Origin of the sequence: Acinetobacter legionensis (assembly GCF_048551735.1) — a bacterium.
Taxonomy (GTDB): Bacteria; Pseudomonadota; Gammaproteobacteria; order Pseudomonadales; family Moraxellaceae; genus Acinetobacter.
The window spans coordinates 65,294-87,787 of record NZ_JBIMBV010000017.1 but is presented as its reverse complement, the minus strand read 5'-3'; the positions used below and the strand labels follow the sequence as shown (position 1 = coordinate 87,787).

Genomic DNA, 22,494 nt, shown 5'->3' with positions numbered 1-22,494 from the left:
AGCGTTTAACGTCGGTCTAGAGGTACCCACTCGATTACCCAAGCCGACTTCATGCCTAGACTCGCATCAGAATTGATCTTCTTACGTGCTGAATCAGCAGTCTCTCGATCTTTCGATGGTCCAACCATAATACGAATACCTTTTGAGGTTGGACTCTTAGTCACTTTGTAGCCCTTGGCACGTAGTTTAGCAGCGACAGCATCTGCATTGGCTTCATTGGCGGCAAGCGCAACTTGTACCATCCATTGCTTATCACCATTTTCAAGCAAATCACGTGCTTTTTCAGCTTCCGCTTTTTTCTTTGCTTCTTCTTGTGCTCTATGTTTTTTATCCGCTTCTACTTTCTTGTCTTCCGCTTGCTTTTTCTCAGCAGCAGCTTTCTTTTCAGCATCTAGCTTACGTTTTTCATCTGCTTTTTGTTGTTCTTCTAATTTACGTTTCTTGTCTTCAGCGGCTTTTTTATCTGCTTCTGCGGTAGCTTGACGCTTCTGCTCAGCTAACTTTTTTTCAGCATCGGCTTTTTGCTTTAATTGAGCATTTTGCTGTTCAAGTTTTTTCTGCTCTGCTGCTTTCTGTTGCGCTTTGGCTTTTTCATCCTGTACCAGCTCAGGAGGAATATCAGCCCCTTCCTGTGCTGCCGCAGCAGCTGCACCACGTCTTGCATTTGCAGCGGCATACTCTTCAGCTGCTTTACGTGCAGCATCTGCTTCTGCCTGTTGTTGCGTACGTAAAAAATCAGCTGCTTTTGCTTCTTGTTCAGCAACCGCTTTTTCACGGGCACGCTTCTGCTCTTCTAACAGACGTTTTTCAGTCGCAACGTCGACAGTCAACGGCTGCAATTGTACAGGCTCACCTGCAGGTGTCGCTTTATTTTGCTGAGCTTGGCTTGTCGGCTGTGTCTCTACTTGGCTTTGGTGGATTTCTTCTTTACCTTTTAGAAGCAATGCCGCCAATAGAACACCACCACTTAATAAAACAACACCACCCATCCAGCGTTGTTTGTTATTCATTGACATTCGTCTAAATACTCCCAGACCGCTTCTAAGGTATGGAATGAACCACACACCAAAATCAGCTGATTATTATTGGTTTCTGCAAGCGCTGATTGAAATGCTGCTTGTACACAATCAAACTGTTCAACTGTCTCATACTGTAAAGCAGTTTGTAATTGTTCCAATGATGCCGCACGAGGCACAGTTAATGGTGCAATTTTCCACTTTAATACAGTATTTTTCAACAACTTGACCACAGAATCTACATCTTTGTCGGACAACATTGAAAAAACAGAGACAACTTCTGTGTACTGTTTATTGTATTCTAGGAATTTTCGCAATTGCTTTAACAAAAATTCTACACCATGCGGATTGTGTCCCGCATCAAAAATTACTGTTTTATCGTGTATTTTTCTAATCTCAAAGCGCCCTGACAATTGTGCGTTCAGGATACCTTGCGAAATCGCCTGTTGTGAAACTGTTAAACCACTCACCAAAATTGCAGCGACAGCCGCAGAAATATTTTCCAGTGCCAAGTGTCCCAAAGGAAGTTTTAAAGTCGTTCCTGAGCTTGCAAAATTCCAAGATTGGCCATCTTCTGAGTTATCATAAAAATAATCGTGGTTTAACGCATATAGCGTAGCATTGGTTTCTTGTACTTTATGTTGTATAGCTTGTGGTATGTCTTGTGCACCCGCAAAAATAACGGGGATATTTGCCCGAATAATGCCCGCTTTTTCAAAAGCAATTTTTTCAATCGTATCGCCAAGCCAATCGGTATGGTCTAAGCCAATATTGGTAATCACAGCCACATCTGGATCAATCACATTGACCACATCCAGACGACCACCAAGACCAACTTCAAGTACCCAAACATCACATTGTTTTTGTTTAAAAATAACAAATGCAGCCAAAGTTGTGGCTTCAAAAAAAGATAAAGATAAATCACAAATACGGCGGGCTTGATCAACCGCAACAAAAGCATCAATCAAAGTTTGATCATCAACTTCTTGTCCAGCCAGTTTAACCCGCTCATTAAAACGATAAATATGTGGAGACTGGTATAAACCAACATTCAATCCTTGGGCATTGAGAATCGCAGCGAGTGTAGTTGTGGTTGAACCTTTGCCATTTGTTCCCGCAACGGTAATCACTTTGGCTTTGGGGTTAATCACTCCAAGTTGTTCTGCCACAGGAATCACGTGCTCTAAGCCTAAATCAATCCCTGTAACGTGAACATGGCTCCAATAATTGAGCCATGTTTTTAAATCATCAGTATTTAAAGGTGCTGTTTGGTTGTTCAAGGCAAATTCATCAGTTTCGCTACAATACGATATACAGTATCACGTAATGCGTGACGATGAACAATTTGATCGATTACACCATGATCAAGCAAAAATTCCGCACGTTGGAATGGTTCTTCCAGCTTCTCACGTACAGTTTGTTCAATCACACGTTTACCTGCAAAGCCAATCATCGCTTTAGGTTCAGCAATATGTACATCACCTAACATTGCCAATGATGCTGTTACACCACCATACACAGGATGGGTTAATACCACGATATAAGGAAGATGCGCATCTTTCATTTTTTGAATCGCCGCAGAGGTACGCGCCATTTGCATCAAAGACAACATGCCTTCCTGCATACGAGCACCACCTGAAGCAGCAAAACAAATCAGTGGTTGCTTGTCTTTAATCGCTTTTTCAGCAGCTTGTACAAAACGGTCACCGACCACAGTACCCATTGATCCAGCCATAAAGTCGAATTCAAATGCGCATGCAACCATTGCAATATTTTTAACTTGACCTTGCATCACCACAAGGGCTTCAGTTTCACCTGTTTTTTCCTGCGCTTCTTTAATACGCTCTGGATAAGGCTTGCTGTCTACAAAATGCAGAGGATCTTTTGCAGCAAATTCTTGACCAAGTTCAGTGGTCACATTATCAAAAAACCAATTTAAACGATCACGTGCTTTCATTTTCAAATGTTCATCGCATGATGGACAAACATAAGCATTGAAAGACATTGCAGTACGAGTCACGAGTGCATGACATTCAGGGCACTCAATGGTTGGTTCTGTAAACGTCGCTTTGAGTTTTTGTTGTTGGTCAGGCATATGAATGCCTGGAACTGTACGATCTGTCCACGGCGTTGTTGCGCTGAGGATTTTCCCTGATTTCACTTCTTGATTCATACTAACTCATCGAGCGCGGCTCGAAGCTCCTTGACTTTATTCACTGCTGCTTCAACAGCTTGTTCTGGTGCAAGATTTGCAAATGGTTTGACAAAAGCACTTCCGACAATCACTGCATCAGCAACTTGACCTACTGCTTTTGCAGAAGCGGCATCACTAATCCCAAAACCTACCCCAACTGGAATATCGGTAAAGGTTTTGATTTTTTCAATACGTGCTGCAACTTCCGTTGTATCCAATGTTGCTGCACCCGTTACGCCTTTTAAAGACACATAGTAAATAAAGCCACTTGCTTGTTTCACTACATGCTGAATACGTTCATCGGTAGAGGTTGGTGCAAGCAAAAAGATTTGATCCATATTGTACTTTTGCAATACTTCATCTAAATCTTGTGCTTCTTCAGGTGGTAAATCCACAAGAAGTACCCCATCAACACCACAGTCATTCGCATAAGCCACAAACTTTTCATAACCAATCACTTCAACAGGGTTTAAGTACCCCATTAAAACAACCGGCGTTGTCGTGTCTTTTTGGCGAAATTCTTTAACCATATTCAAGGCATCAAAGGTATTTGTACCCGCAGCTAAAGCGCGCTCTGCTGCAAGTGCAATCACTGGACCATCTGCCATAGGATCGGAAAATGGCAATCCAAGTTCAACTACGTCTACGCCTGCTGCAACCATTTGATGTAACAATGGTACGGTTACATGTGGTTGAGGATCACCCGCCATAACATAAGAAACCAAAGCCTTACGCTGTTGAGATTTAAGCTGTGCAAAACGAGTGGCTAAACGTGACATAGGATTGTACATTCCTTGAATTGTTCAAACTTGAGGAGTTTTTAGATCATTAAACGCCAGTAAACAAACTCAAAATAGATTTATTTACGGTTTAATCATCCAAATGTATAAATACAAGACACTGCATTGTAACGCTATTTTTTACTCAAAGGATAGAGTCACATAGTCGCTCTCGCATATCTTGTTTTATATCACAAATAATAAAACAACCCATGGATACATTTAGCGCTATTTTCAAGTTGAGGACAATGATCAAAGCTACCTATTTTCAAGCTTGTGAAAAAATATCAATATAAGTAAAAAATAAAGTTAAATCATAATCCTATAACTAAAAACCTTATCACCCACATTACTTAATTATTTTTCAGAAATTGCAAAAGCTGTTTATACTAGTCAGGATTCTGATTTTTTATCTCCTCTTATGACCACACATTCTCAGGCTAAAGTGCAAGCCAGCGTGCTTGCGCTCTTGCCGCTTATTGTTTTTTTAGCCATTTTTTTAGGCAGTGGTATTTATCACACGATCATTGGTACTGAATTTGCTTTTTATCAAGTGAAAGCCCCTATTGCTGCTCTTCCTGCAATTATTTTAGCCATCCTGCTGTATAGAGGGAAAATCAATGCCGCTATAGAAACATTTTTGCATGGTGCAAGCCATCCCAATTTAATTTTGATGTTTATGGTCTTTATGCTTGCAGGGGCCTTTGCCAGCGTAACCAGTGCAATCGGTAGTGTGGACTCCACTGTTCAATTTGGTTTATCAATTATTCCATCTGAATTTGTCCTTCCGATGCTTTTCATCATTTCAGCATTTATTGCCACAGCAATGGGAACATCGATGGGAACCATTGCAGCATGTGCACCGATTGCTTTTGGTTTTTCTCAAGCAACGGACATTCAACCTATTTATGCAATTGGTGCTGTGGTCAGTGGGGCAATGTTTGGTGATAATTTGTCCATGATTTCAGACACCACCATTGCAGCTACTCGAAGCCTAAATGTAGAACTGCGTGATAAATTTCGGGTAAATATCTGGATTGCACTTCCTGCTGCGATCATCACCATATTAATTTATATTTTGACCAGCCATCATGCACAAACTATTGAATATAAAAGTTATAACCTATGGCTTATTTTGCCTTATGTAATCGTATTCTTTTTAGCATTTACACGTTTGCATGTGCTTGCAGTACTGACCATTGGAATAGTACTTTCTGGTTGTCTTGGCATCATTGAAAATCCTGAATTTACCCTGCTTAAATACAATGCCGCTATTTATGATGGTTTTGTTGGTATGTTTGAAGTTGCCTTACTTTCTATGTTCTTAGGTGGTTTATCTGCCATTATGCAAAAAGAAGGGGGGTTAGAATGGTTAATTCAACATATTTATGCCTTAACCCGCCGATTTAAAATCGGTCAGCAACATGCGGGAGAAATTGGAATTAGCTTTCTTGTGGTTTTCTCAAATGTGTTTGTTGCAAATAATACGGTTGCCATCATCTTATCTGGAGACATGGCAAGAGAAGTTGCCAAAGAATATGCTGTTGATCCCAAACGTGCAGCCGCATTTATGGATATTTTCTCTTGTGTGGTTCAGGGTTTGATTCCATACGGCGCTCAACTTTTACTTGCATGCTCAATTGCCAAACTGTCCCCTGTTGAACTAATTGGTTCAATTTATTATTGTTGGGTATTGGCGATATTTGCAGTATTGGCAATCGTATTTAGATTTCCTAAGTTAAAAAGAACTTGAAACCATGTTAAATCAGGGTTTTAAAAACCAATTCAACAATCAGATCAACCAGCGCTTTGTACATAAATTAAAAAAATACAATCATACTAAGCACTTTGATCGCAGTAACGCGATCTAAGGTGCTTGACTTTTGAAGCTAACTTTATTTGCACTGGTTTTTTATGTTGACTTCAACTTTTGTTTTTTCTCTAATAAGGTTTGCCCACTAAAAGCCTTATATGCTCTGGTTAAAGCAGACTGATCTGAATAACCTAAATGCATTGCAATTTCACTGAATGGCATTTGGCTTTCCAATAAAAATTCAGAACGTTTCATTCGCTCAATTTCTACAATTTTCTTAAACGATGTCTGTAAGTCACTTAACTGTCGTTGTAAAGTCCGTGTAGATATATGAAGTTCTTGAGTGAGTTCTTCTATTTTTGGTGCTTGTTGTTTTAATTTTAAATATTCCGCCACAATCAAATGTAAGCGTTGAGCAATGGTTTCATAACGAGGTTTAGACGCAATGGCCTCCTCTGCCTGCTTGACCAACAACTGCATTAAGGATGGATCTGCCTGTTGGATTTTTAAATTTAAACCTGCTGAGGCTAAGACAAAACTGTATTGCGGTTGATGGAAAGAGACTTCACAGTCGTAGAACTTTTGATAATGATACATTGCCATTTGTGGTGCATGAGCAAAACGCACCGCATGTAATGGAAATTGATTTGGCGGTACAATTTTACGTGCGAGATGCATCATTAACGCATTGGTAAATTCATTTATAAGAATGTATTTTTCATGATGAAAGGGCCAAATTAAATGTACATATTCCCCCTTGAGCCGCATTTGCATTGGAATAACTTCATCACCATCAATCACCAAACGGCTAAAACGCATAATATTTTGTAACGCTTCTGCGACAGTTGTACTTCGCGATGCCATATAGCCCAAAACCCCAAAATGTTCAGGTCGAACATATTCTGCCATTTCAAAAACAATCTGAGGACAATCTAGCACTTGTTTGGTTTTTTCAATCAGTTGATGAAAGAAGAAATAGGAAGATTGTGTATCAATCGGCTGCGATAGAATTTCAATTAAATGTTTTTTTTCATCCGCTTGTAAGAAATCAAGGGTCGCAAGATCAATCCCTTGTTCAGACAAATACATCTGCCAGAGATGAAAATAACCATTAGGGATCTGTAATTCATGCATAGTCTTGCACTCTTTTATGATCATTAAAGTAAAAAACTGACATTCCAAATTTTCATTTTGTCGTAAAATGTATAAAAAATGGCAATATCTGTCAAAACAAACTTGCAAATTCCCGACATACTGAATTCATCAACAGCAATGCAAGTAAAATAAAATGAATGCATTAGTTAAATATCAGGTCGATCCTGTGGTTCGAACCAAGCTCAACTTTAAACTTGAAGAAGTACCGCGCTTCTGGTTTGGAGGAGATCCATTCCGCACGCGACTATTTGACGCACTAAGTCTTACCTTCCCAGATGGTGAGCGCTATTTCATTGAAAGTGTCCGTCTATTTCGTGATAAAATCACCGATCCAGATTTACAACAACGTGTTGCGGATTTTATTCGTCAAGAAGCACAACATGGCATTGCCCATGACAAAATGAATCAAGTCATGAAAGATCAAGGCATGCCTGTTGATCAATTTATCCAGTTTTTAAGTAAAATTTTTAAATTTGAACTGACTCAGCGCTCGCCTCAATACAATATTGCTATGACAGCAGCAGCAGAACACTTAACTGCTTTGATGGCAGAAACATTTTATCGCCATAAAGTAACGCTATCTGAAGCACATCCTTATGTACGAGCGTTACTGGCATGGCATTCTATTGAAGAAATGGAACATCGTGATGTTGCTTTTGATGTCATGAAACAGGTTGGAGAAGTGCCAGATAACTTACGTCGATTTGCTTTAGCCTTTACCACAATAATGATGTTCAACTTTACCCTATACCGTGCCAATATCATGCTTAAACATGATGGATTCAGCCGTATAGAACGTTTAAAAATGGCAACACAAGGATTACCTTGGTTCTTCGGTAAAAAAGGGATTTTATCTGCAATGAAAGGTGAATATTTGGACTGGTTTAAAAAAGATTTTCATCCTAGTCAACACCCTGTAATTCGACAATATCAAGTTTGGGTCGATACGATGGCTGAAACCAATGATCCTATTCAAGCAGGTGAAGCATTTTGGCAGGCTGGATTATAGCCGTCTTGATATAAACTGATCAGTTCTGTCTTGAATAAGGCTTTGAACTGAATAATGCGAGAAATAAAACAATGAATGCATATGTAAAACACCAAGTTGATCCTGTGGTTCGCAACAATTTAGATTTTAGATTGAATGAAGTTCCACGCTTTTGGTTTGATAATGACCCTTTTCGTACCCGTATGTTTGATGCCCTGAGTTTGACCTTTCCTGTAGGGGAAAGATATTTCATTCAAAGTGTTCGGGCACTGCGTGACAAAATTACCGATCCAAATTTACAGCAACGTGTCACAGATTTTATTCGACAGGAAGCACAGCATGGTATTGCACATGACAAAATGAATGAAGAAATGCTGCACCAAGGCATGCCTGTTGACCAGTTTGTAAAATTTATGAGTGCGCATTTCGAACATATACTCAAACATCGTTCCAAACAGTACAACATTGCTATGACTGCCGCAGCAGAGCATCTCACAGCGTTAATGGCAGAAACTTTTTATAGTAAAAGGGAAACTTTAGCCGATGTTCATCCTTTTGTGCGGGCCCTATTTGCTTGGCATGCAATTGAAGAAATGGAACATCGAGATGTTGCTTTTGATGTCATGAAACAGGTTGGAGAAGTCCCTGAAAACTTACGTAAATTTGCGCTTGCCTTTGTCACTTTACAAATGTTTGGATTTACCTTCTACCGTGCCAATGTCATGCTCAAATATGATGGATTTAGTCGTTTCCAACGCGCTAAATTTGCTATCAAAGGCATTCCATGGTTTTTTGGGAAACAAGGTAAATTATCTGCAATGCGTGAACAATATCTAGACTGGTTTAAGCCTAATTTTCATCCTAGCCAACATCCTGTGATACGACAATATCAGGTTTGGATAGATGTGTTGGCTGAAACCAATGATCCTATTCAAGCCGGTGAAGCTTTTTGGAAAGCAGCTTTATAAAATTAAAAACCTTAGAGTCGGAACAGCTTTACCATTTAGCATAATGCTGTTCCAACAAACCATAGACTTGATTTAATTGAATACACTCACCAATTTCAGATTCTACAGTTCCACTAATACGTGATTGCCATTGACTAAACTGGCTTCCTACCAAACGTAAATTTAGATTTTCAAACCTACGCCAGCCTGTTTCCACTGTCAGATTTAATTTATGATCTAAAGAACGAATTGACCACACGTTTACATCTAACTTTTCAAAAAGCACATCTGCAACTGGGTATAGAATACCATTGACCCAAAGACAATTTTCATTGCCAAAACTCTCATTCACCCCTGAAGCTAGATTTAACCCTATACGATTTCCTTGCGTATCCCAAAAGTTACACGATAGCCAAAACCACGCTGTTTCTGGTCTTAAAAACCCACAAGTATCATCTAGAGATGCCAATGTTTTTTCATTAAAATCTATACGCACTTTATTTTTATTGATAAAGAAACCTTCTACAGCCAATGTTGTTTTTTTTTGCGTATAGGTCCAACCATTAATGCCGTTGGGGCTACATAAGCTTAAAGGTTCTGTTCCTGCACAGAAAATGCGGGCTTTTAACTGCTCTTCTCCACTTCTTGTCGCTCGAATATAACGCACACCATTCGCATGTTGCATTTCAAATTCAAAAGGTGACTTATTAAAGTGGCTTTGGCTGTATAAAGGTTGTTCATCTAAAGCTGTGCCACGCCCTAAGATTGTATTGGCATTCCATTCAAAAACGTCATTATTAGAATGGTCATATATATAAATAAAACCATGCCCAGCCCAACCAATATCTGCAATTGCGATACCAATTGAATAATGTTCATGCTGGATACCACAAAATTTAAATTTTTTATATTTTAAATGCTTACGCCAACCAGTTAATACTTTGCCATACGGTGTTTTGTAGATGTATTGATTGACATTAATCTTACTTGGAATATCTTTAAAACGCCCATAACGGGGTTGACCATTGCTTTGTATTAAATCCATGTGAATTCCCAATCCTTTTATAAGGGAAATATTAGACTTTAGTCGGTTCTTTGATTATTGCTATTTTTTTGAATATAGCAACACTATCTCACACCCAATCAATCCATTTTTATCATGATTAAACCTATCGACCATTTGGTTGATATGTTTAATATTACTTTGTAGCCCGCCACAGTTTTGTCTGAGGCTTGATATCTGAAATTTACAAGTAGATTAATACCAAACACCTAAGGGAATAAAAGGGAATAAAAACGATCAGGTATCACCCACCAACTCTTCACGCATCATGTAAACGACAAGAAAGGACTGAAATTCTAGGCACTATAAATGCTATTAAAGAGATAAGATACAATAACGATAGTTTCTTAAAAATGATTGAATAGATAATCACTACAATGATAAGCACACCCAACTGTATCCACATCAAGAACTTTTATTCATTATGGCGAGCGAGTTCAGAAAAGTTGATGTAGTTACTTAGATATTTTTAAACCAATCGATTGAATTATATTAATTTTTAGTTCTATTGTGTAATATTGATTTTCTCCGTTTATGTTATATATGTTAATAGAGTTTTTGCACTCAAGCTGTAGTCAATCTTAACGGGTTCTGCCTATTTTTCTCACACATTTATTTAATTAAAAGTTAAATCTAGTCAAAAAAAGAGGCGCTTGGCCTCTTTTTTAAATCATTGTCTAACCTAGAATTGACTCTTCATCTACAACTTTTAAAGCAATATATAAAATCAGATAATCTTTCCATGTGGAATTTGATCAATTAACTTTTGTGGTGCTTTAAAACGCTCGCCATATTTTGCTTCAAGCGTGTTCGCTCGAACTAAAGCTTTCTCTAAACCATATTGATTCAAAAATTGAATCGCACCTCCTGTCCATGGTGCAAAACCAATACCAAAAATTGAACCAATATTGGCATCAATCACAGATTCCAATACATTCTCTTCATAGCAACGTAAAGTATCTAAAGCCTGAACAAATAAGAAACGGTCAATCATTTCTTGTTCTGAAATATCAACATCTTTCTTCCAGTGACTTAAACCATCCCACAGATGCTTTTTGCCACCTTCTGGATACTCGTAAAATCCTGCTCCTGCAGCCTTTCCTTTACGTTCAAATGTATGAATCATGGTTTCAATGACATCATCTGCGCCTGAAAGTGGTAAGTCTTTACCTTCTGCTTGAAGTGCTTTACGAGTTTCTTTAGCAACATGTTCAGAAAGTGTGAGTGCCACTTCATCTTGAATTGCCAATGGACCAACTGGCATTCCTGCTTTAAGTGCAGCCATCTCAATACGCGCAGGATGCACACCCTCATGCAGCAAGCGTAAACCTTCTTGCACAAATGTACCAAACACACGGCTGGTAAAAAATCCACGACTATCATTGACTACAATAGGTGTTTTACCAATTTGTTGCACATAATCATAGGCTTTTGCCAAAGTTTCAGCAGAGGTATTTTTACCTTTGATGATTTCGACCAGTTGCATTTTATCGACAGGGCTAAAGAAATGTAGACCAATAAAATGCGTATCGTCTTTAGAAGCTTTAGCTAAACCTGTGATCGGTAATGTTGATGTATTGGAAGCCATAACACCATCATCTGCAAGAAATTGTTCCGCTTCTTGCGTCACTTTGGCTTTTAATTCTTGGTTTTCAAAAACCGCTTCAATAATCAGATCGCAGCCTTTTAAATCCTCTGCGGATGCAGTTGCTGTAATTAAACTTAAAACTTGATCACGTTTTTCAGCGGTCATACGACCTTGTGAAACACGTTTATCTAATAGTTTTTGGCTATATGCTTTACCCTTTTCAGCATTTTCAGTAGATACATCTTTTAGAACGACTTGAATACCTTTGATTGCTGTCGAATACGCAATACCAGCCCCCATCATGCCAGCACCAAGAACACCGACTTTGGTCGCTTGCCACTTGGCAATATTTTTAGGTCGGCTTACACCTGCTTTGATTGCATTCAAGCCGTGCCAGAATGTTCCAATCATATTCTTTGCAACTTGCCCTGTTGCAAGGTAAGTAAAGTAGCGCCCCTCTATACGGAAAGCTGTATCTACATCAACTTGGGCCCCTTCAACGGCAGCAGCCATGATCGCTTCAGGCGCCGGATAACAGCCCTTGGTTTTATCACGTAGCATTGCAGGAGCAATTGCGAGAACTTGAGCAACTGCAGGGGTTTTTGGGTCTCCACCCGGAATTTTATAACCTTTTACATCATAAGGTTGTTGTGATTTTGGATTGGCTTTGATCCAAGCAATCGCTTTATTCATCATGTCTTGCTCATTATCTGCAAGCTCATTGACTAAGCCTAGAGACTTGGCTTTATCTACTCCAAATTGCTTACCTTCCATGAGGAATGGGAATGCATTTTGCAAACCAAGCAAACGCACCATACGCACGACACCACCGCCGCCAGGAAGTAAGCCCAGTGTTACTTCAGGTAGACCTAATTTGGTTTTAGGATCATTTAAAGCAATACGATAATGACAACTTAAAGCAATTTCCCATCCACCACCTAATGCTGTTCCGTTAATTGCCGCAACCACAGGAACACCTAAAGTATCAATTGTACGAAGATCACCTTTTAGCTTTGCAGTCATATCAAAGAATTCAGTAGCATGTTCTGGCGTGGCCTCGATCAGCTCATCTAGATCACCGCCCGCAAAAAAAGTTTTTTTCGCAGAGCGATAAATCACACCTGTTAGGTCTGTTTCAGATTTAAGTTTAGAAACAATATTTTCTAAAGCCACACGAAAATCAGCATTCATGGTATTTGCAGACTGGTTGGGAGAGTCCATCGTTAAAATAACAATACCATCCGCATTTTTTTCATATTGAATTGCACTCATTATTATTCTCCTTATACCAACTCAATAATGGTCGCAATACCCATGCCACCACCTACACATAATGTTGCTAGACCACGTTTTTTACCTTGACGTTCTAATTCATCGAGTAACGTACCGAGAATCATTGCACCTGTTGCACCCAACGGATGCCCCATTGCAATTGCCCCCCCATTCACATTGACTTTTTCAGCTGGGACTTTAAGTTCAGTCATAAAGCGCATCACTACAGATGCAAATGCTTCATTCACTTCAAAGAGATCAATATCATCTATGCTAAGACCTGCTTTTGCCAACGCCTTACGCGCAGCAGGTGCAGGGCCTGTTAGCATGATGGTTGGATCTGTTCCAACCAATGCCGTTGCCAACACTTTTGCACGTGGTTTTAAACCTTGCTCTTTGACTGCTTTTTCAGAAGCAATCAGCACCACTGCTGCACCATCTACGATACCCGATGAGTTTCCAGCATGATGTACATGGTTAATTTTTTGCGCTTCTGGATATTGTTGTAATGCAATCGCATCAAAGCCCATTCCACCCATCATTTCAAAACTTGGATTGAGTTTTGCCAAGCCTTCAGCAGTTGTAGTTGGTTTAATGAATTCATCTTTGTCAAGAATCGTAACACCAGCTTTATCTTTAACAGCAACCACTGACTGATCAAAGCGACCCGCAGCCTGTGCAGCAGCAGCTTTACGTTGGGAGTTGGCAGCAAACTCATCCACATCTGTACGACTATAACCATCTAGCGTGGCAATTAAGTCCGCTCCAATCCCTTGAGGAACAAAATGTGATTTTAAATTTGTTTCAGGGTCTAACGCCCAAGGTCCACCATCAGAACCCATTGGAATACGTGACATAGACTCTACGCCGCCAGCAACAACAATGTCTTCCCAGCCTGAACGTACTTTTTGTGCAGCCATATTGACGGCTTCAAGACCTGAAGCACAGAAACGGTTGATTTGCACACCGGCAACATCATTGTTCCAACCTGCTGCAATTGCAGCAGTTTTAGCAATATCACCGCCTTGATCGGCAATTGGTGTTACACAACCCAGTACGATATCGTCTACTTTTGAAGTATCAAGCTGATGACGATCTTTCAATTCATTGAGCAATGTGGTTAATAATGTAATTGGTTTCACTTCATACAGTGAACCATCTTTTTTTCCTTTTCCGCGTGGTGTGCGAATGGCATCAATGATGTAAGCCTCGCTCATAGCTGTTCCTTCTTATGACTTCTAGGTTGTTATCTGCTTTGAGTGTACGTTATAAAGTTGAGAGTTCAATGACGAGAACGAAATAGTCAGTTGATATTTTTTGTCAATTGGCTGGTTCGTTCTGAATGGGAAAACGAAAACAAATCGCGTATTTCAATTAAGTGCCAATCTCATTGCACATCTGCTGTTACAAGAAAAACCACATGCAACTTCATACTCAAGTTTATGCTCAAGATAGAGAGGCATCTCAAGCGCATTGATCTTTTCAAAGCCTAATTTTTCATAAAATGGCCGATTCCAAATCACATCATGAAAGGTAGTTAATGTCACAGCATCACAGCCCTCTCCCTGAGCTATAGTAATCGCATATTCAATCAATTGCCGACCAATCCCTTGTTTTTGAAATGCGGCACTCACATCTAGTTCAATGATATATAAATCAAGTGCTTGTCTTTCTGCATATAAAAAGCCTGTAGCTTGATTCTTTTGATTAATCGCGATAAATGCATAAGCAGAAGAAATCAATTGTAAGTGATGTTGTGCTGACAATACGGGGCTTTCGACAAGCCAAGATAACTCGGGAATACTTGAAAATGCTTGTGTAGCAGATTTTTCTATTTCGATCAGTTGCGCTATATCCGAAGGATTAATTTTTCTAATTAAACATGCCATCTATGTATCCAGTATAAAAACATTCAAATCTCACCTAATTACTTAGCTCAAATCTAAAATAAGCAGGTGCGATATTCTCTTTTTTCACAATCATCACTAATATTATTCAATGCGCTATTGAGTGGATAAATCTAAATGATAGAATTGATTAAAATCAGACTCCTGATATTCTGAAAAAGAAGCACCTTTAATAAAGCCAAATTTTTTATACAAGCAAATTGCGGGTTCAAAAGATAAGTGTGTTCCCGTTTCCAAACTCAATTTTTGGTATTTACGTTGTTGAGCAATCATTAAAAGATGTTTCAGCATTTCTGTTGCAGCACCTTTACGTAAATGTTTGGGATGTGTCCGCATGGACTTTAATTCGGCATGTGTAGATGAAAGCTCTTGAATTGCACCACAAGCTAAAAGTTCATTTTGCTCCCAAAGGGTAAAAAAGCTAATTTCTGGTTGTTGTAACGCAGTTAGATCTAATGCAAAACTATGCTCAATCGGTGAGTTTTTATGCATACCATGTAAGTGAATTCTGAGTAAATCTTGTACCTGCATATCATCAAACTCAGCCAGCCTAATCATTTTTTAATACCCTATTTGTTTAAAATTCTTTTGCTTTATCGCTTATATCTTACAAGATATTTTAGCTGAAATGATCAGGCATAAAAAAGCCCAAGTGATACTTGGGCTTAGGATCAACAAAAATACTTTTGAATTCATCTATGTTTGATTAATGATAACCATGCAATTGACGATAAAGCCCTGGGGTAACCCCTGTCCATTTTTTAAATGCGCGATGGAAGGTACTGGTTTCACTAAAGCCCACTTGTTGTGCTACATCCTCCAAGGTTAAATCTGGATTTAATAACAAATGAATTGCAGCATCACGACGTAAGGCATCTTTAACACCTTGGTAACTCTTCCCTTCCGCAGCTAAGCGACGGCGCAAGGTTTGTGGGGATAAATACAACATTGAAGCCACATCATTTAAGGTTGGCATTTCTTCACCAATTTGACTCTTTAATACTTCACGAATACGCGAAGTTAAAGAATTGGTATTTTTAAACTTCACCAAAAGCTGAGCAGGCGCAGCTTTTAAAAACTCTTCTAAACTTGCTTCATCCTGACGAATCGGTAAATCCAAATAGTCTGCGGCAAAAGTAATTTCAGTACGTGGCATGTCAAATTGCATCACAGGTGCAAAAAACAGCGCATCATACTCATCTGCATGATTTGGACGTGGGTAACCAAAATGTACCCGTTCTAAAGGAATACGACGTTCAATTAACCATGAAGCTAAACCATGCCAAATCATCAGCATACTTTCAGTAATAAAATGATCAGGATCCATGGTTTTTGGAATCAGTGGTACTAAACGCGCTTCATGTTTATCACGTTCAACTGCGACCGACCACTCATCCCCAAATAATTTATAAAATTGTGATGATAACTCTAAAGCATCACCCAAAGTTTTAGCGTGGATAATCAATTGGCACATAATGGCAAAAGACCCCAAACGACGAGGTTGGATATCAAAGCCAACATGTTCATCTTGGGTCACCATCCACAGCATTTTTACAAAACGTGTATATTGCTCTGGTGAAATACGTGCTTTAGGTTGGCGGAGTAACTCTGCTTCTATGCCAACATGTGAAAGTAAGGTGTCAACGTCCATTCCTAGACGCTTCACACCTGTTAAGGCGGCATTCACAAAATGGATACTGATCGTATCACGACTCATGGTAAATCCTTCACTCTCTTTGATGTTCACTAACAATTGACCTAAATGACGCTAAAAAATGTTTTATTGGCGATTTACAACAGTGCAGATCACCTTTTTACATCATAAATTGCCGAAATGATCAAGGTAAATGGCTGAACATGACATTGTTTTGTTAATTTTATATTTCTATTATGGGTCTAAAATCAAGACACTATTGGTAAAAACAATTATGACAACAGCTTTAAAGGGATTGAAAGTACTCGATTTTTCCACTTTATTACCCGGTCCATTTGCAACTTTATACCTTGCAGACTTAGGTGCAGAAGTGATCCACATTGAATCACCAACGCGTCCAGATCTGGTTCGCTTGTTCCCGCCTTATGCCAATGGACAAGCAACTTCACACAGTTATCTCAACAGAAATAAGCAATCCGTCACTTTAGATTTAAAAGACCCTATCAGTATTGAACAAGTCAAACAAAAGATTTCCGAGTTTGATATTGTTGTTGAACAGTTTCGTCCGGGGGTAATGCAACGTTTGGGCTTAGATTATCCAACCTTGGCTGAAATTAACCCGCGTTTAATTTACTGTTCAATTACGGGTTATGGTCAAACAGGCTCATATAAAGACAAAGCTGGACATGATATTAACTATATTGCACTGTCTGGTATCGCTGGACATTGTGGTCGTCAAGACAGTGGGCCACCGCCGATGGGGATTCAAATCGCAGATGTGGCAGGAGGCTCCTTACATGCTGTCATTGGCATTCTTGCTGCTGTAGTGGAACGTCAAAGTAGCGGTCTGGGTCAATATATTGATATTTCCATGACCGATTGTGTGGTGGGACTCAATAATATGGCAGCAGCAGCCAGTTTAGCTGGTGGTCAGCACCAACAACGTGAATCAGAACAGCTCAATGGAGGAACCTTTTATGATTACTATGAAACTGCCGATGCTCGTTATTTATCTATTGGTAGCTTAGAGCCACAATTTATGACAGGACTGGCAAGCGCCTTAGAATTGCCAATTCTTCTACAAAAAGGTGCTTCTTTCGATACTGAAGATCGTCAAATGGTCAAACAAGCGATTCGAGATAAAATTAAAAGTAAAAATCTGGCTGAATGGAATCAACTGTTTGAGCAACTGGACGTTTGCGTAGAACCCGTATTGAGATTAGATGAAGCACTACAGTCCCAAATTTCACAACAACGCAATTGGGTGGTTAATGTTCCATTGAAGCCCAATTCTGATCAAACTGAACCACAGTTAGCCTGTCCAATTAAGTTTTCAAGATCACAAATGCAATATCACTATATTGGCCAGCAATTGGGTGAAGGGAAATGGTAATTACCCAATTAATACAACACAATTCAAGTTAAATAAAATTACAATTCTGTCATTTTCTTTACAATTTGTATAATTTGTAAGCTCAGCATCCTGTGTAATCTTAATTCTAAATAAGTTACACAGGTGGCCTAATTTTCTCGAATCAATTTTAATCCATCGTTTTTAATTAATTTTTAAATAAAATTTAGTAGTTTAAAAACAATAGATTAAATTGACCAAAAATATTCAAAAAGCCAATATTCATTTATTAAAAAATTATCACCATGAGATAAAATACTCACATTAATTACAATTAAAAGTCATAAATAATAGATTTTTATACAAATATGAGAGTATTATAAATAATTAGTTACAAAGTGTTATCAAGGTCACCAAATATGAATAAATCTAAAGGTCACTTTTATTGGGCTATCAGCTTATTATCTTTATGTAGTTCTTTTCAAAGTGCTCATGCAGCTGAAGCATTTAATGCAGAAAGCCCATGGATGTTTGGTGATTGGAACGGAAAAAGAACCGAGCTCCAACAAAAAGGTTATGACTTCAGCTTCGGCTACACTGGCGAATTAGCCACCTTATTAGATTCAAAAAACCATTCAAGCCATGGAACTGAGTATGCAGACCAGTTTGCAATTGGTAGTCATGTAGACTTGGAAAAAGTGCTTGGATGGAAAGACACTGAAGCCCAAATCACCATCACTGAACGTAATGGTCGTTCATTGTCGCAAACCTCTGATGCCCTTGCAGGACAACTCAGCTCAACCCAAGAAGTTTGGGGTCGTGGTCAAACTTGGCGCTTAACTGATTTTTGGATCAAGAAAAAATTCTTTGATCAAAAATTAGATATTAAAATGGGTCGTTTTGGCGAAGGTGAGGATTTTAACAGCTTTGACTGTGATTTTCAAAATCTCGCACTTTGTGGCTCTCAAGTGGGTAACTGGGTAGGCGATCAGTGGTATAACTGGCCTGTTAGCCAATGGGCTGCGCGGGTTAAATATAACATCCAATCTGACTTATATGCTCAAGTTGGCGCTTATGAATATAATCCTGAAAACTTAGAACGTGGCAAAGGATTTAACTTAAGTACAGATGGTTCACATGGTGCAATTATTCCTGCGGAAATCGTTTGGCAACCGAAACTCAGTGTTGCAAAATTGCCAGGTGAATACCGTTTGGGCTATTACTACAGTACTGTCGATACACAACGCATTAAAAATCCAAATGAAACAGATCATAAACAAGGTGGATGGCTGGTTGCCAAGCAACAACTTACAGCACATCACGGTGATGCACGTCGTGGCTTAACGGGTTTCATTAATTTAACCCTTCATGACTCAGACACAAACACTGTCGACAATATGCAAAATATTGGATTGGTCTATAAAGGTCCTTTCGATGCGCGTCCTCAAGATGATGTCGCAATTGGTTTTTCTCGTATCAGCATCAACAATGATGTGAACAACACTCAAATTCGTCAACAAGATGAAGAGTACAACACTGAAATTTACTACGGTGTACATGCAACAAATTGGCTGACGATCCGTCCAAATGTGCAATATATTCGTCATGTAGGTGCATATAAAGATGGTGAAAATGCATGGGTTGGCGGTATCAAATTCCAAACTGCATTCTAGTGTTATAGATCATAAATATTTCGATGCCATTTTAACTCTTTCTCTCCCCTCGCATCGAAATATTTAAAATCTAAAAATTTAAACAATGTGCTTCATCACTCCTTAATGGGAAGGTAAAGCGTAGAAAATTAATCAAATAGATAGGTGGTCAATATGCAAACTCCATCTTCAGGACTCAGAACCCTAACAGTTGTGATTGCAATTGTTTTCGGTGTAGTTCTATTAGGCGGCGGAGTATGGCTGGCAGCACTGGGTGGGTCTTGGTACTACATCATTGCCGGTATACTTTTCATTGCAACAGCAATCTTATTACGCAAATTAAATAGTTCTGCTTTATACGTCTATTCAGCATTAGTACTCGGCACAGTTGTCTGGGGACTATGGGAAGTCGGTTCAGACTTCTTCGCGCTTGCACCGCGTTTAGATATTTTAGGTGTGTTTGGCTTATGGCTACTCATTCCAGCAGTGACACGTGGTTTCGATGCCAAAGGTGCTAAAATTGCACTCTCAGGTACATTGGCGATCACCATAGCGGTTATGGCTTATTCTATCTTTAATGATCCACAAGAAATTCGTGGGACATTAACCAGTAAACAGCCAACACCAGCAGCGATTGATGGTATTGCAGATGCAGACTGGCCAGCTTATGGTCGGACTCAATCAGGTTTACGCTATTCGCCTCTGAACCAAATCAACTCAGAGAATGTTAAAGATCTTAAAGTTGCTTGGACCTATCGTACAGGCGAAGTCAAGACGGAAAATGACTCAGGCGAGACGACCAATCAAGTCACACCGATTAAAATCGGTAACAACATGTACCTGTGTACAACACACCAAAAATTGGTTTCTCTTGATCCTTCTACAGGTAAAGAGAAATGGGTATTTGATCCTAAACTCAAAGCCGATAATACTTTCCAACATTTAACTTGTCGTGGTGTTTCTTATTACGATGCAGATAATACCGTTGGGTTCGCTGCAAGTTTACAAGCTAAAAAATCGGCTTCTACAGAATGTCCTCGTAAAGTTATTTTACCAGTCAATGATGGTCGTATTGTTGCTGTAAACGCTGAAACAGGTAAAGCATGTTCTGACTTTGGTCATAACGGTGAAGTTGATTTACAGAAAGACATGCCATTCCCTTATCCAGGTGGTTATATTCCAACATCACCTCCAGTTGTAACAGGCACTACCATTATTATTGGTGGTTCAACAACTGATAACTATTCTACTCAAGAGCCTTCTGGTGTTATCCGTGGTTATGATGTAAATACAGGTGCATTGCTTTGGGTATTTGATACTGGTGCTGAAAATCCGAATCAGATTCCGGGTCCTGGTCAGAAATATGTCCAAAACTCACCGAATGCATGGGCTCCGCTGGCATATGATGCAAAACTCGATATCGTTTATGTACCAACAGGTGTAGGTACACCAGATATTTGGGGTGGTAACCGTACAAAACTGCATGAACGTTATGCAAACTCAATGCTAGCAATCAATGCTACAACAGGTAAATTGATCTGGAACTTCCAAACAACTCACCATGATTTATGGGATATGGATGTACCATCACAACCAACCTTAGCGGATATCAAAGATAAAACTGGGCAAACTGTTCCAGCAATCTATGTATTGACTAAAACAGGAAATGCCTTTGTTTTGGACCGCCGTAATGGTAAAGCAATTGTACCGATTAACGAACGTCCAGTACCACAAAGTGTAAAACGTGGTCCGCAAACTAAAGGTGAGTTTTATTCTCCAACACAACCGTTCTCAGACTTTAACTTAGCTCCTCAAGAAAAATTAACGGATAAACAAATGTGGGGTGCAACCATGTTTGACCAGTTAATTTGTCGTGTGTCATTCCACAAGTTAAATTATGACGGTATTTATACCCCACCTTCAGAAAACGGAACTTTAGTTTTCCCTGGTAACTTGGGTGTATTTGAATGGGGTGGCTTATCACTTAACCCTGATCGTCAAATCGCGGTCATGAATCCAATTGGCCTACCTTTTGTCAGTCGATTGATTCCTGCTGATCCTAACCGTAAACAAACAGCTAAAGGTGCAGGCACAGAAGCGGGTGTTCAACCCATGTACGGTGTTCCTTACGGTGTTGAAATCAGTGCATTCCTTTCACCATTTGGCCTACCGTGTAAACAACCTGCATGGGGTTATGTTGCTGGTGTAGATTTGAAAACGCATGATGTTGCTTGGAAACGTCGTATTGGTACAATTCGTGACAGTATGCCAGGTATTCCATTGCCACCATTTAAAATGGGTGTGCCAATGTTAGGTGGTTCGATCTCAACTGCGGGTAATGTGATGTTCATTGGAGCAACTCAAGATGATTACATCCGAGCGATCAATGTCAGCAATGGTGATGAGCTATGGAAAGGTCGTCTACCTGCGGGCGGGCAAGCAACACCAATGACCTATGAAAGCAATGGTAAACAATACGTTGTGATCATGGCGGGTGGTCATGGTTCATTTGGTACCAAAATGGGTGACTCTATCGTTGCTTATGCATTACCAGATAAATAATATTAAATTGAGGTAAATAAAAAACAGGTCTTGATGACCTGTTTTTTATTGCTTTATTTTAACCCATACCATTGTCTGAAAGTGAATCTGCTTTTTGAATGAGACGGATATTCTATCCCCTGTTTGATAGCGATATCCAATCCTTAAAATGCCCTGCTCTTTACCTGACCATCAAAATGAAAACAATCTTCAATACGAATTTTTTGCACAGGTGAAAGTTGGTCAAAATCAAACCATCGATACTCTGAATGCTCATCACTTAAATTGATTGGCTGATCGCTCTGCAATGTACACTTAAACATAAATGCGTGGGAATTTACTGCAGAATGATAATAAACCCCTGATAAATATTCGATCGAAACTTCACAACCTAATTCTTCTTGGCATTCACGAATTAGCGCTTCATGCACTGTTTCACCTTGATCCAATCCACCACCAGGTAAACCCCATGCACAATCAGCATAAGTCGCTTTCAATAATAAGACTTGTCGATTTTCATTAAAAATCACAGCGTGCGAACTCAAACGATAAAAATCATGAAATCCCATTGCTC

18 protein-coding genes are annotated in these 22,494 nt (G+C 39.3%); 6 read left to right on the top strand and 12 right to left on the bottom strand.

The annotated features are described in order from the left end of the window. Window positions 1-5 precede the first annotated feature (5 nt). From ACG9ZL_RS15515 to trpA, 4 genes are read right to left on the bottom strand one after another with little or no spacing between them, the layout of a single operon-like run. The gene (locus ACG9ZL_RS15515) at window positions 6-1,016 is read right to left on the bottom strand and encodes an SPOR domain-containing protein (RefSeq protein ID WP_336954374.1); all 1,011 of its coding nucleotides are present in this window, start codon (window positions 1,014-1,016) and stop codon (window positions 6-8) included. Then, window positions 1,007-2,296: a bifunctional tetrahydrofolate synthase/dihydrofolate synthase gene (folC, locus tag ACG9ZL_RS15510; RefSeq protein ID WP_419360677.1), complete on the bottom strand. Its 1,290-nt coding sequence runs from the start codon at window positions 2,294-2,296 to the stop codon at window positions 1,007-1,009. Before folC ends, ACG9ZL_RS15515 begins: the two co-directional genes overlap by 10 nt. Beyond that, complete coding sequence (gene accD, locus ACG9ZL_RS15505) at window positions 2,293-3,189, bottom strand: acetyl-CoA carboxylase, carboxyltransferase subunit beta (protein ID WP_419360675.1); 897 nt, start codon at window positions 3,187-3,189, stop codon at window positions 2,293-2,295. The genes folC and accD overlap by 4 nt, the downstream gene beginning before the upstream one ends. Beyond that, complete coding sequence (gene trpA, locus ACG9ZL_RS15500; protein WP_004723986.1) at window positions 3,186-3,989, bottom strand: tryptophan synthase subunit alpha; 804 nt, start codon at window positions 3,987-3,989, stop codon at window positions 3,186-3,188. The genes accD and trpA overlap by 4 nt, the downstream gene beginning before the upstream one ends. Before the next feature lie 421 nt (window positions 3,990-4,410). Between trpA and ACG9ZL_RS15495 the strand changes: the two genes are divergently transcribed. Next, window positions 4,411-5,742, top strand: a complete 1,332-nt coding sequence (locus ACG9ZL_RS15495; RefSeq protein ID WP_336954369.1) for a Na+/H+ antiporter NhaC family protein — start codon at window positions 4,411-4,413, stop codon at window positions 5,740-5,742. A 159-nt stretch (window positions 5,743-5,901) separates the two neighbouring features. Here the strand turns inward: ACG9ZL_RS15495 and ACG9ZL_RS15490 are convergent, their stop codons facing one another. After that, window positions 5,902-6,936 (bottom strand): AraC family transcriptional regulator, encoded by a 1,035-nt coding sequence (locus ACG9ZL_RS15490; RefSeq protein ID WP_419360673.1) that lies wholly within the window; start codon window positions 6,934-6,936, stop codon window positions 5,902-5,904. Window positions 6,937-7,090: 154 nt separating this feature from the next. On the opposite strand from ACG9ZL_RS15490, the gene ACG9ZL_RS15485 reads away from it, so the two are divergent. Then, window positions 7,091-7,966 carry a metal-dependent hydrolase gene (locus ACG9ZL_RS15485; RefSeq protein ID WP_336954365.1) on the top strand — a complete coding sequence of 292 codons (876 nt, stop codon included), beginning with the start codon at window positions 7,091-7,093 and terminating at the stop codon, window positions 7,964-7,966. Window positions 7,967-8,037: 71 nt separating this feature from the next. Continuing rightward, window positions 8,038-8,913, top strand: a complete 876-nt coding sequence (locus ACG9ZL_RS15480) for a metal-dependent hydrolase (RefSeq protein ID WP_419360671.1) — start codon at window positions 8,038-8,040, stop codon at window positions 8,911-8,913. Between the two features lie 28 nt (window positions 8,914-8,941). Here the strand turns inward: ACG9ZL_RS15480 and ACG9ZL_RS15475 are convergent, their stop codons facing one another. From ACG9ZL_RS15475 to ACG9ZL_RS15450, 6 genes are all read right to left on the bottom strand, one after another. Further along, a complete protein-coding gene (locus tag ACG9ZL_RS15475) occupies window positions 8,942-9,937 on the bottom strand; it encodes a DUF2804 domain-containing protein (protein WP_336954363.1) in 996 nt (331 codons plus the stop codon). 745 nt (window positions 9,938-10,682) lie between these two features. Next, on the bottom strand, window positions 10,683-12,815 hold the full coding sequence (locus ACG9ZL_RS15470) for a 3-hydroxyacyl-CoA dehydrogenase NAD-binding domain-containing protein (RefSeq protein ID WP_336954362.1): 2,133 nt from the start codon (window positions 12,813-12,815) through the stop codon (window positions 10,683-10,685). A gap of 11 nt (window positions 12,816-12,826) precedes the next feature. Next, window positions 12,827-14,032, bottom strand: coding sequence for an acetyl-CoA C-acetyltransferase (locus ACG9ZL_RS15465; protein ID WP_419360670.1), 1,206 nt, complete (start codon window positions 14,030-14,032; stop codon window positions 12,827-12,829). Window positions 14,033-14,185: 153 nt separating this feature from the next. Next, on the bottom strand, window positions 14,186-14,704 hold the full coding sequence (locus ACG9ZL_RS15460; protein ID WP_419360668.1) for a GNAT family N-acetyltransferase: 519 nt from the start codon (window positions 14,702-14,704) through the stop codon (window positions 14,186-14,188). Between the two features lie 114 nt (window positions 14,705-14,818). Then, the gene (locus ACG9ZL_RS15455; protein ID WP_336954360.1) at window positions 14,819-15,280 is read right to left on the bottom strand and encodes a GNAT family N-acetyltransferase; all 462 of its coding nucleotides are present in this window, start codon (window positions 15,278-15,280) and stop codon (window positions 14,819-14,821) included. A 148-nt stretch (window positions 15,281-15,428) separates the two neighbouring features. Continuing rightward, the gene (locus tag ACG9ZL_RS15450; protein WP_004724010.1) at window positions 15,429-16,439 is read right to left on the bottom strand and encodes an AraC family transcriptional regulator; all 1,011 of its coding nucleotides are present in this window, start codon (window positions 16,437-16,439) and stop codon (window positions 15,429-15,431) included. A 211-nt stretch (window positions 16,440-16,650) separates the two neighbouring features. Between ACG9ZL_RS15450 and ACG9ZL_RS15445 the strand changes: the two genes are divergently transcribed. From ACG9ZL_RS15445 to ACG9ZL_RS15435, 3 genes are all read left to right on the top strand, one after another. Continuing rightward, window positions 16,651-17,769, top strand: a complete 1,119-nt coding sequence (locus ACG9ZL_RS15445; protein WP_336954359.1) for a CaiB/BaiF CoA transferase family protein — start codon at window positions 16,651-16,653, stop codon at window positions 17,767-17,769. A 377-nt stretch (window positions 17,770-18,146) separates the two neighbouring features. After that, a complete protein-coding gene (locus ACG9ZL_RS15440; protein ID WP_336954358.1) occupies window positions 18,147-19,400 on the top strand; it encodes a carbohydrate porin in 1,254 nt (417 codons plus the stop codon). 153 nt (window positions 19,401-19,553) lie between these two features. Then, window positions 19,554-21,941: a glucose/quinate/shikimate family membrane-bound PQQ-dependent dehydrogenase gene (locus ACG9ZL_RS15435; protein WP_419360666.1), complete on the top strand. Its 2,388-nt coding sequence runs from the start codon at window positions 19,554-19,556 to the stop codon at window positions 21,939-21,941. 143 nt (window positions 21,942-22,084) lie between these two features. Here the strand turns inward: ACG9ZL_RS15435 and ACG9ZL_RS15430 are convergent, their stop codons facing one another. Next, window positions 22,085-22,489, bottom strand: coding sequence for an NUDIX hydrolase (locus ACG9ZL_RS15430; protein ID WP_336954356.1), 405 nt, complete (start codon window positions 22,487-22,489; stop codon window positions 22,085-22,087). Window positions 22,490-22,494 lie beyond the last annotated feature (5 nt).

Bases quoted from the DNA above. Each gene is read 5' to 3' on its own strand.
- ACG9ZL_RS15450 (WP_004724010.1), bottom strand. From the start codon at position 16,439: ATGAGTCGTGATACGATCAGTATCCATTTTGTGAATGCCGCCTTAACA.
- ACG9ZL_RS15460 (WP_419360668.1), bottom strand. From the start codon at position 14,704: ATGGCATGTTTAATTAGAAAAATTAATCCTTCGGATATAGCGCAACTG.
- ACG9ZL_RS15430 (WP_336954356.1), bottom strand. From the start codon at position 22,489: ATGGGATTTCATGATTTTTATCGTTTGAGTTCGCACGCTGTGATTTTT.
- ACG9ZL_RS15470 (WP_336954362.1), bottom strand. From the start codon at position 12,815: ATGAGTGCAATTCAATATGAAAAAAATGCGGATGGTATTGTTATTTTA.
- ACG9ZL_RS15445 (WP_336954359.1), top strand. From the start codon at position 16,651: ATGACAACAGCTTTAAAGGGATTGAAAGTACTCGATTTTTCCACTTTA.
- ACG9ZL_RS15480 (WP_419360671.1), top strand. From the start codon at position 8,038: ATGAATGCATATGTAAAACACCAAGTTGATCCTGTGGTTCGCAACAAT.
- ACG9ZL_RS15490 (WP_419360673.1), bottom strand. From the start codon at position 6,936: ATGCATGAATTACAGATCCCTAATGGTTATTTTCATCTCTGGCAGATG.
- ACG9ZL_RS15475 (WP_336954363.1), bottom strand. From the start codon at position 9,937: ATGGATTTAATACAAAGCAATGGTCAACCCCGTTATGGGCGTTTTAAA.
- accD (WP_419360675.1), bottom strand. From the start codon at position 3,189: ATGAATCAAGAAGTGAAATCAGGGAAAATCCTCAGCGCAACAACGCCG.
- ACG9ZL_RS15465 (WP_419360670.1), bottom strand. From the start codon at position 14,032: ATGAGCGAGGCTTACATCATTGATGCCATTCGCACACCACGCGGAAAA.
- ACG9ZL_RS15495 (WP_336954369.1), top strand. From the start codon at position 4,411: ATGACCACACATTCTCAGGCTAAAGTGCAAGCCAGCGTGCTTGCGCTC.
- ACG9ZL_RS15485 (WP_336954365.1), top strand. From the start codon at position 7,091: ATGAATGCATTAGTTAAATATCAGGTCGATCCTGTGGTTCGAACCAAG.
- ACG9ZL_RS15435 (WP_419360666.1), top strand. From the start codon at position 19,554: ATGCAAACTCCATCTTCAGGACTCAGAACCCTAACAGTTGTGATTGCA.
- ACG9ZL_RS15515 (WP_336954374.1), bottom strand. From the start codon at position 1,016: ATGTCAATGAATAACAAACAACGCTGGATGGGTGGTGTTGTTTTATTA.
- trpA (WP_004723986.1), bottom strand. From the start codon at position 3,989: ATGTCACGTTTAGCCACTCGTTTTGCACAGCTTAAATCTCAACAGCGT.
- ACG9ZL_RS15440 (WP_336954358.1), top strand. From the start codon at position 18,147: ATGAATAAATCTAAAGGTCACTTTTATTGGGCTATCAGCTTATTATCT.
- ACG9ZL_RS15455 (WP_336954360.1), bottom strand. From the start codon at position 15,280: ATGATTAGGCTGGCTGAGTTTGATGATATGCAGGTACAAGATTTACTC.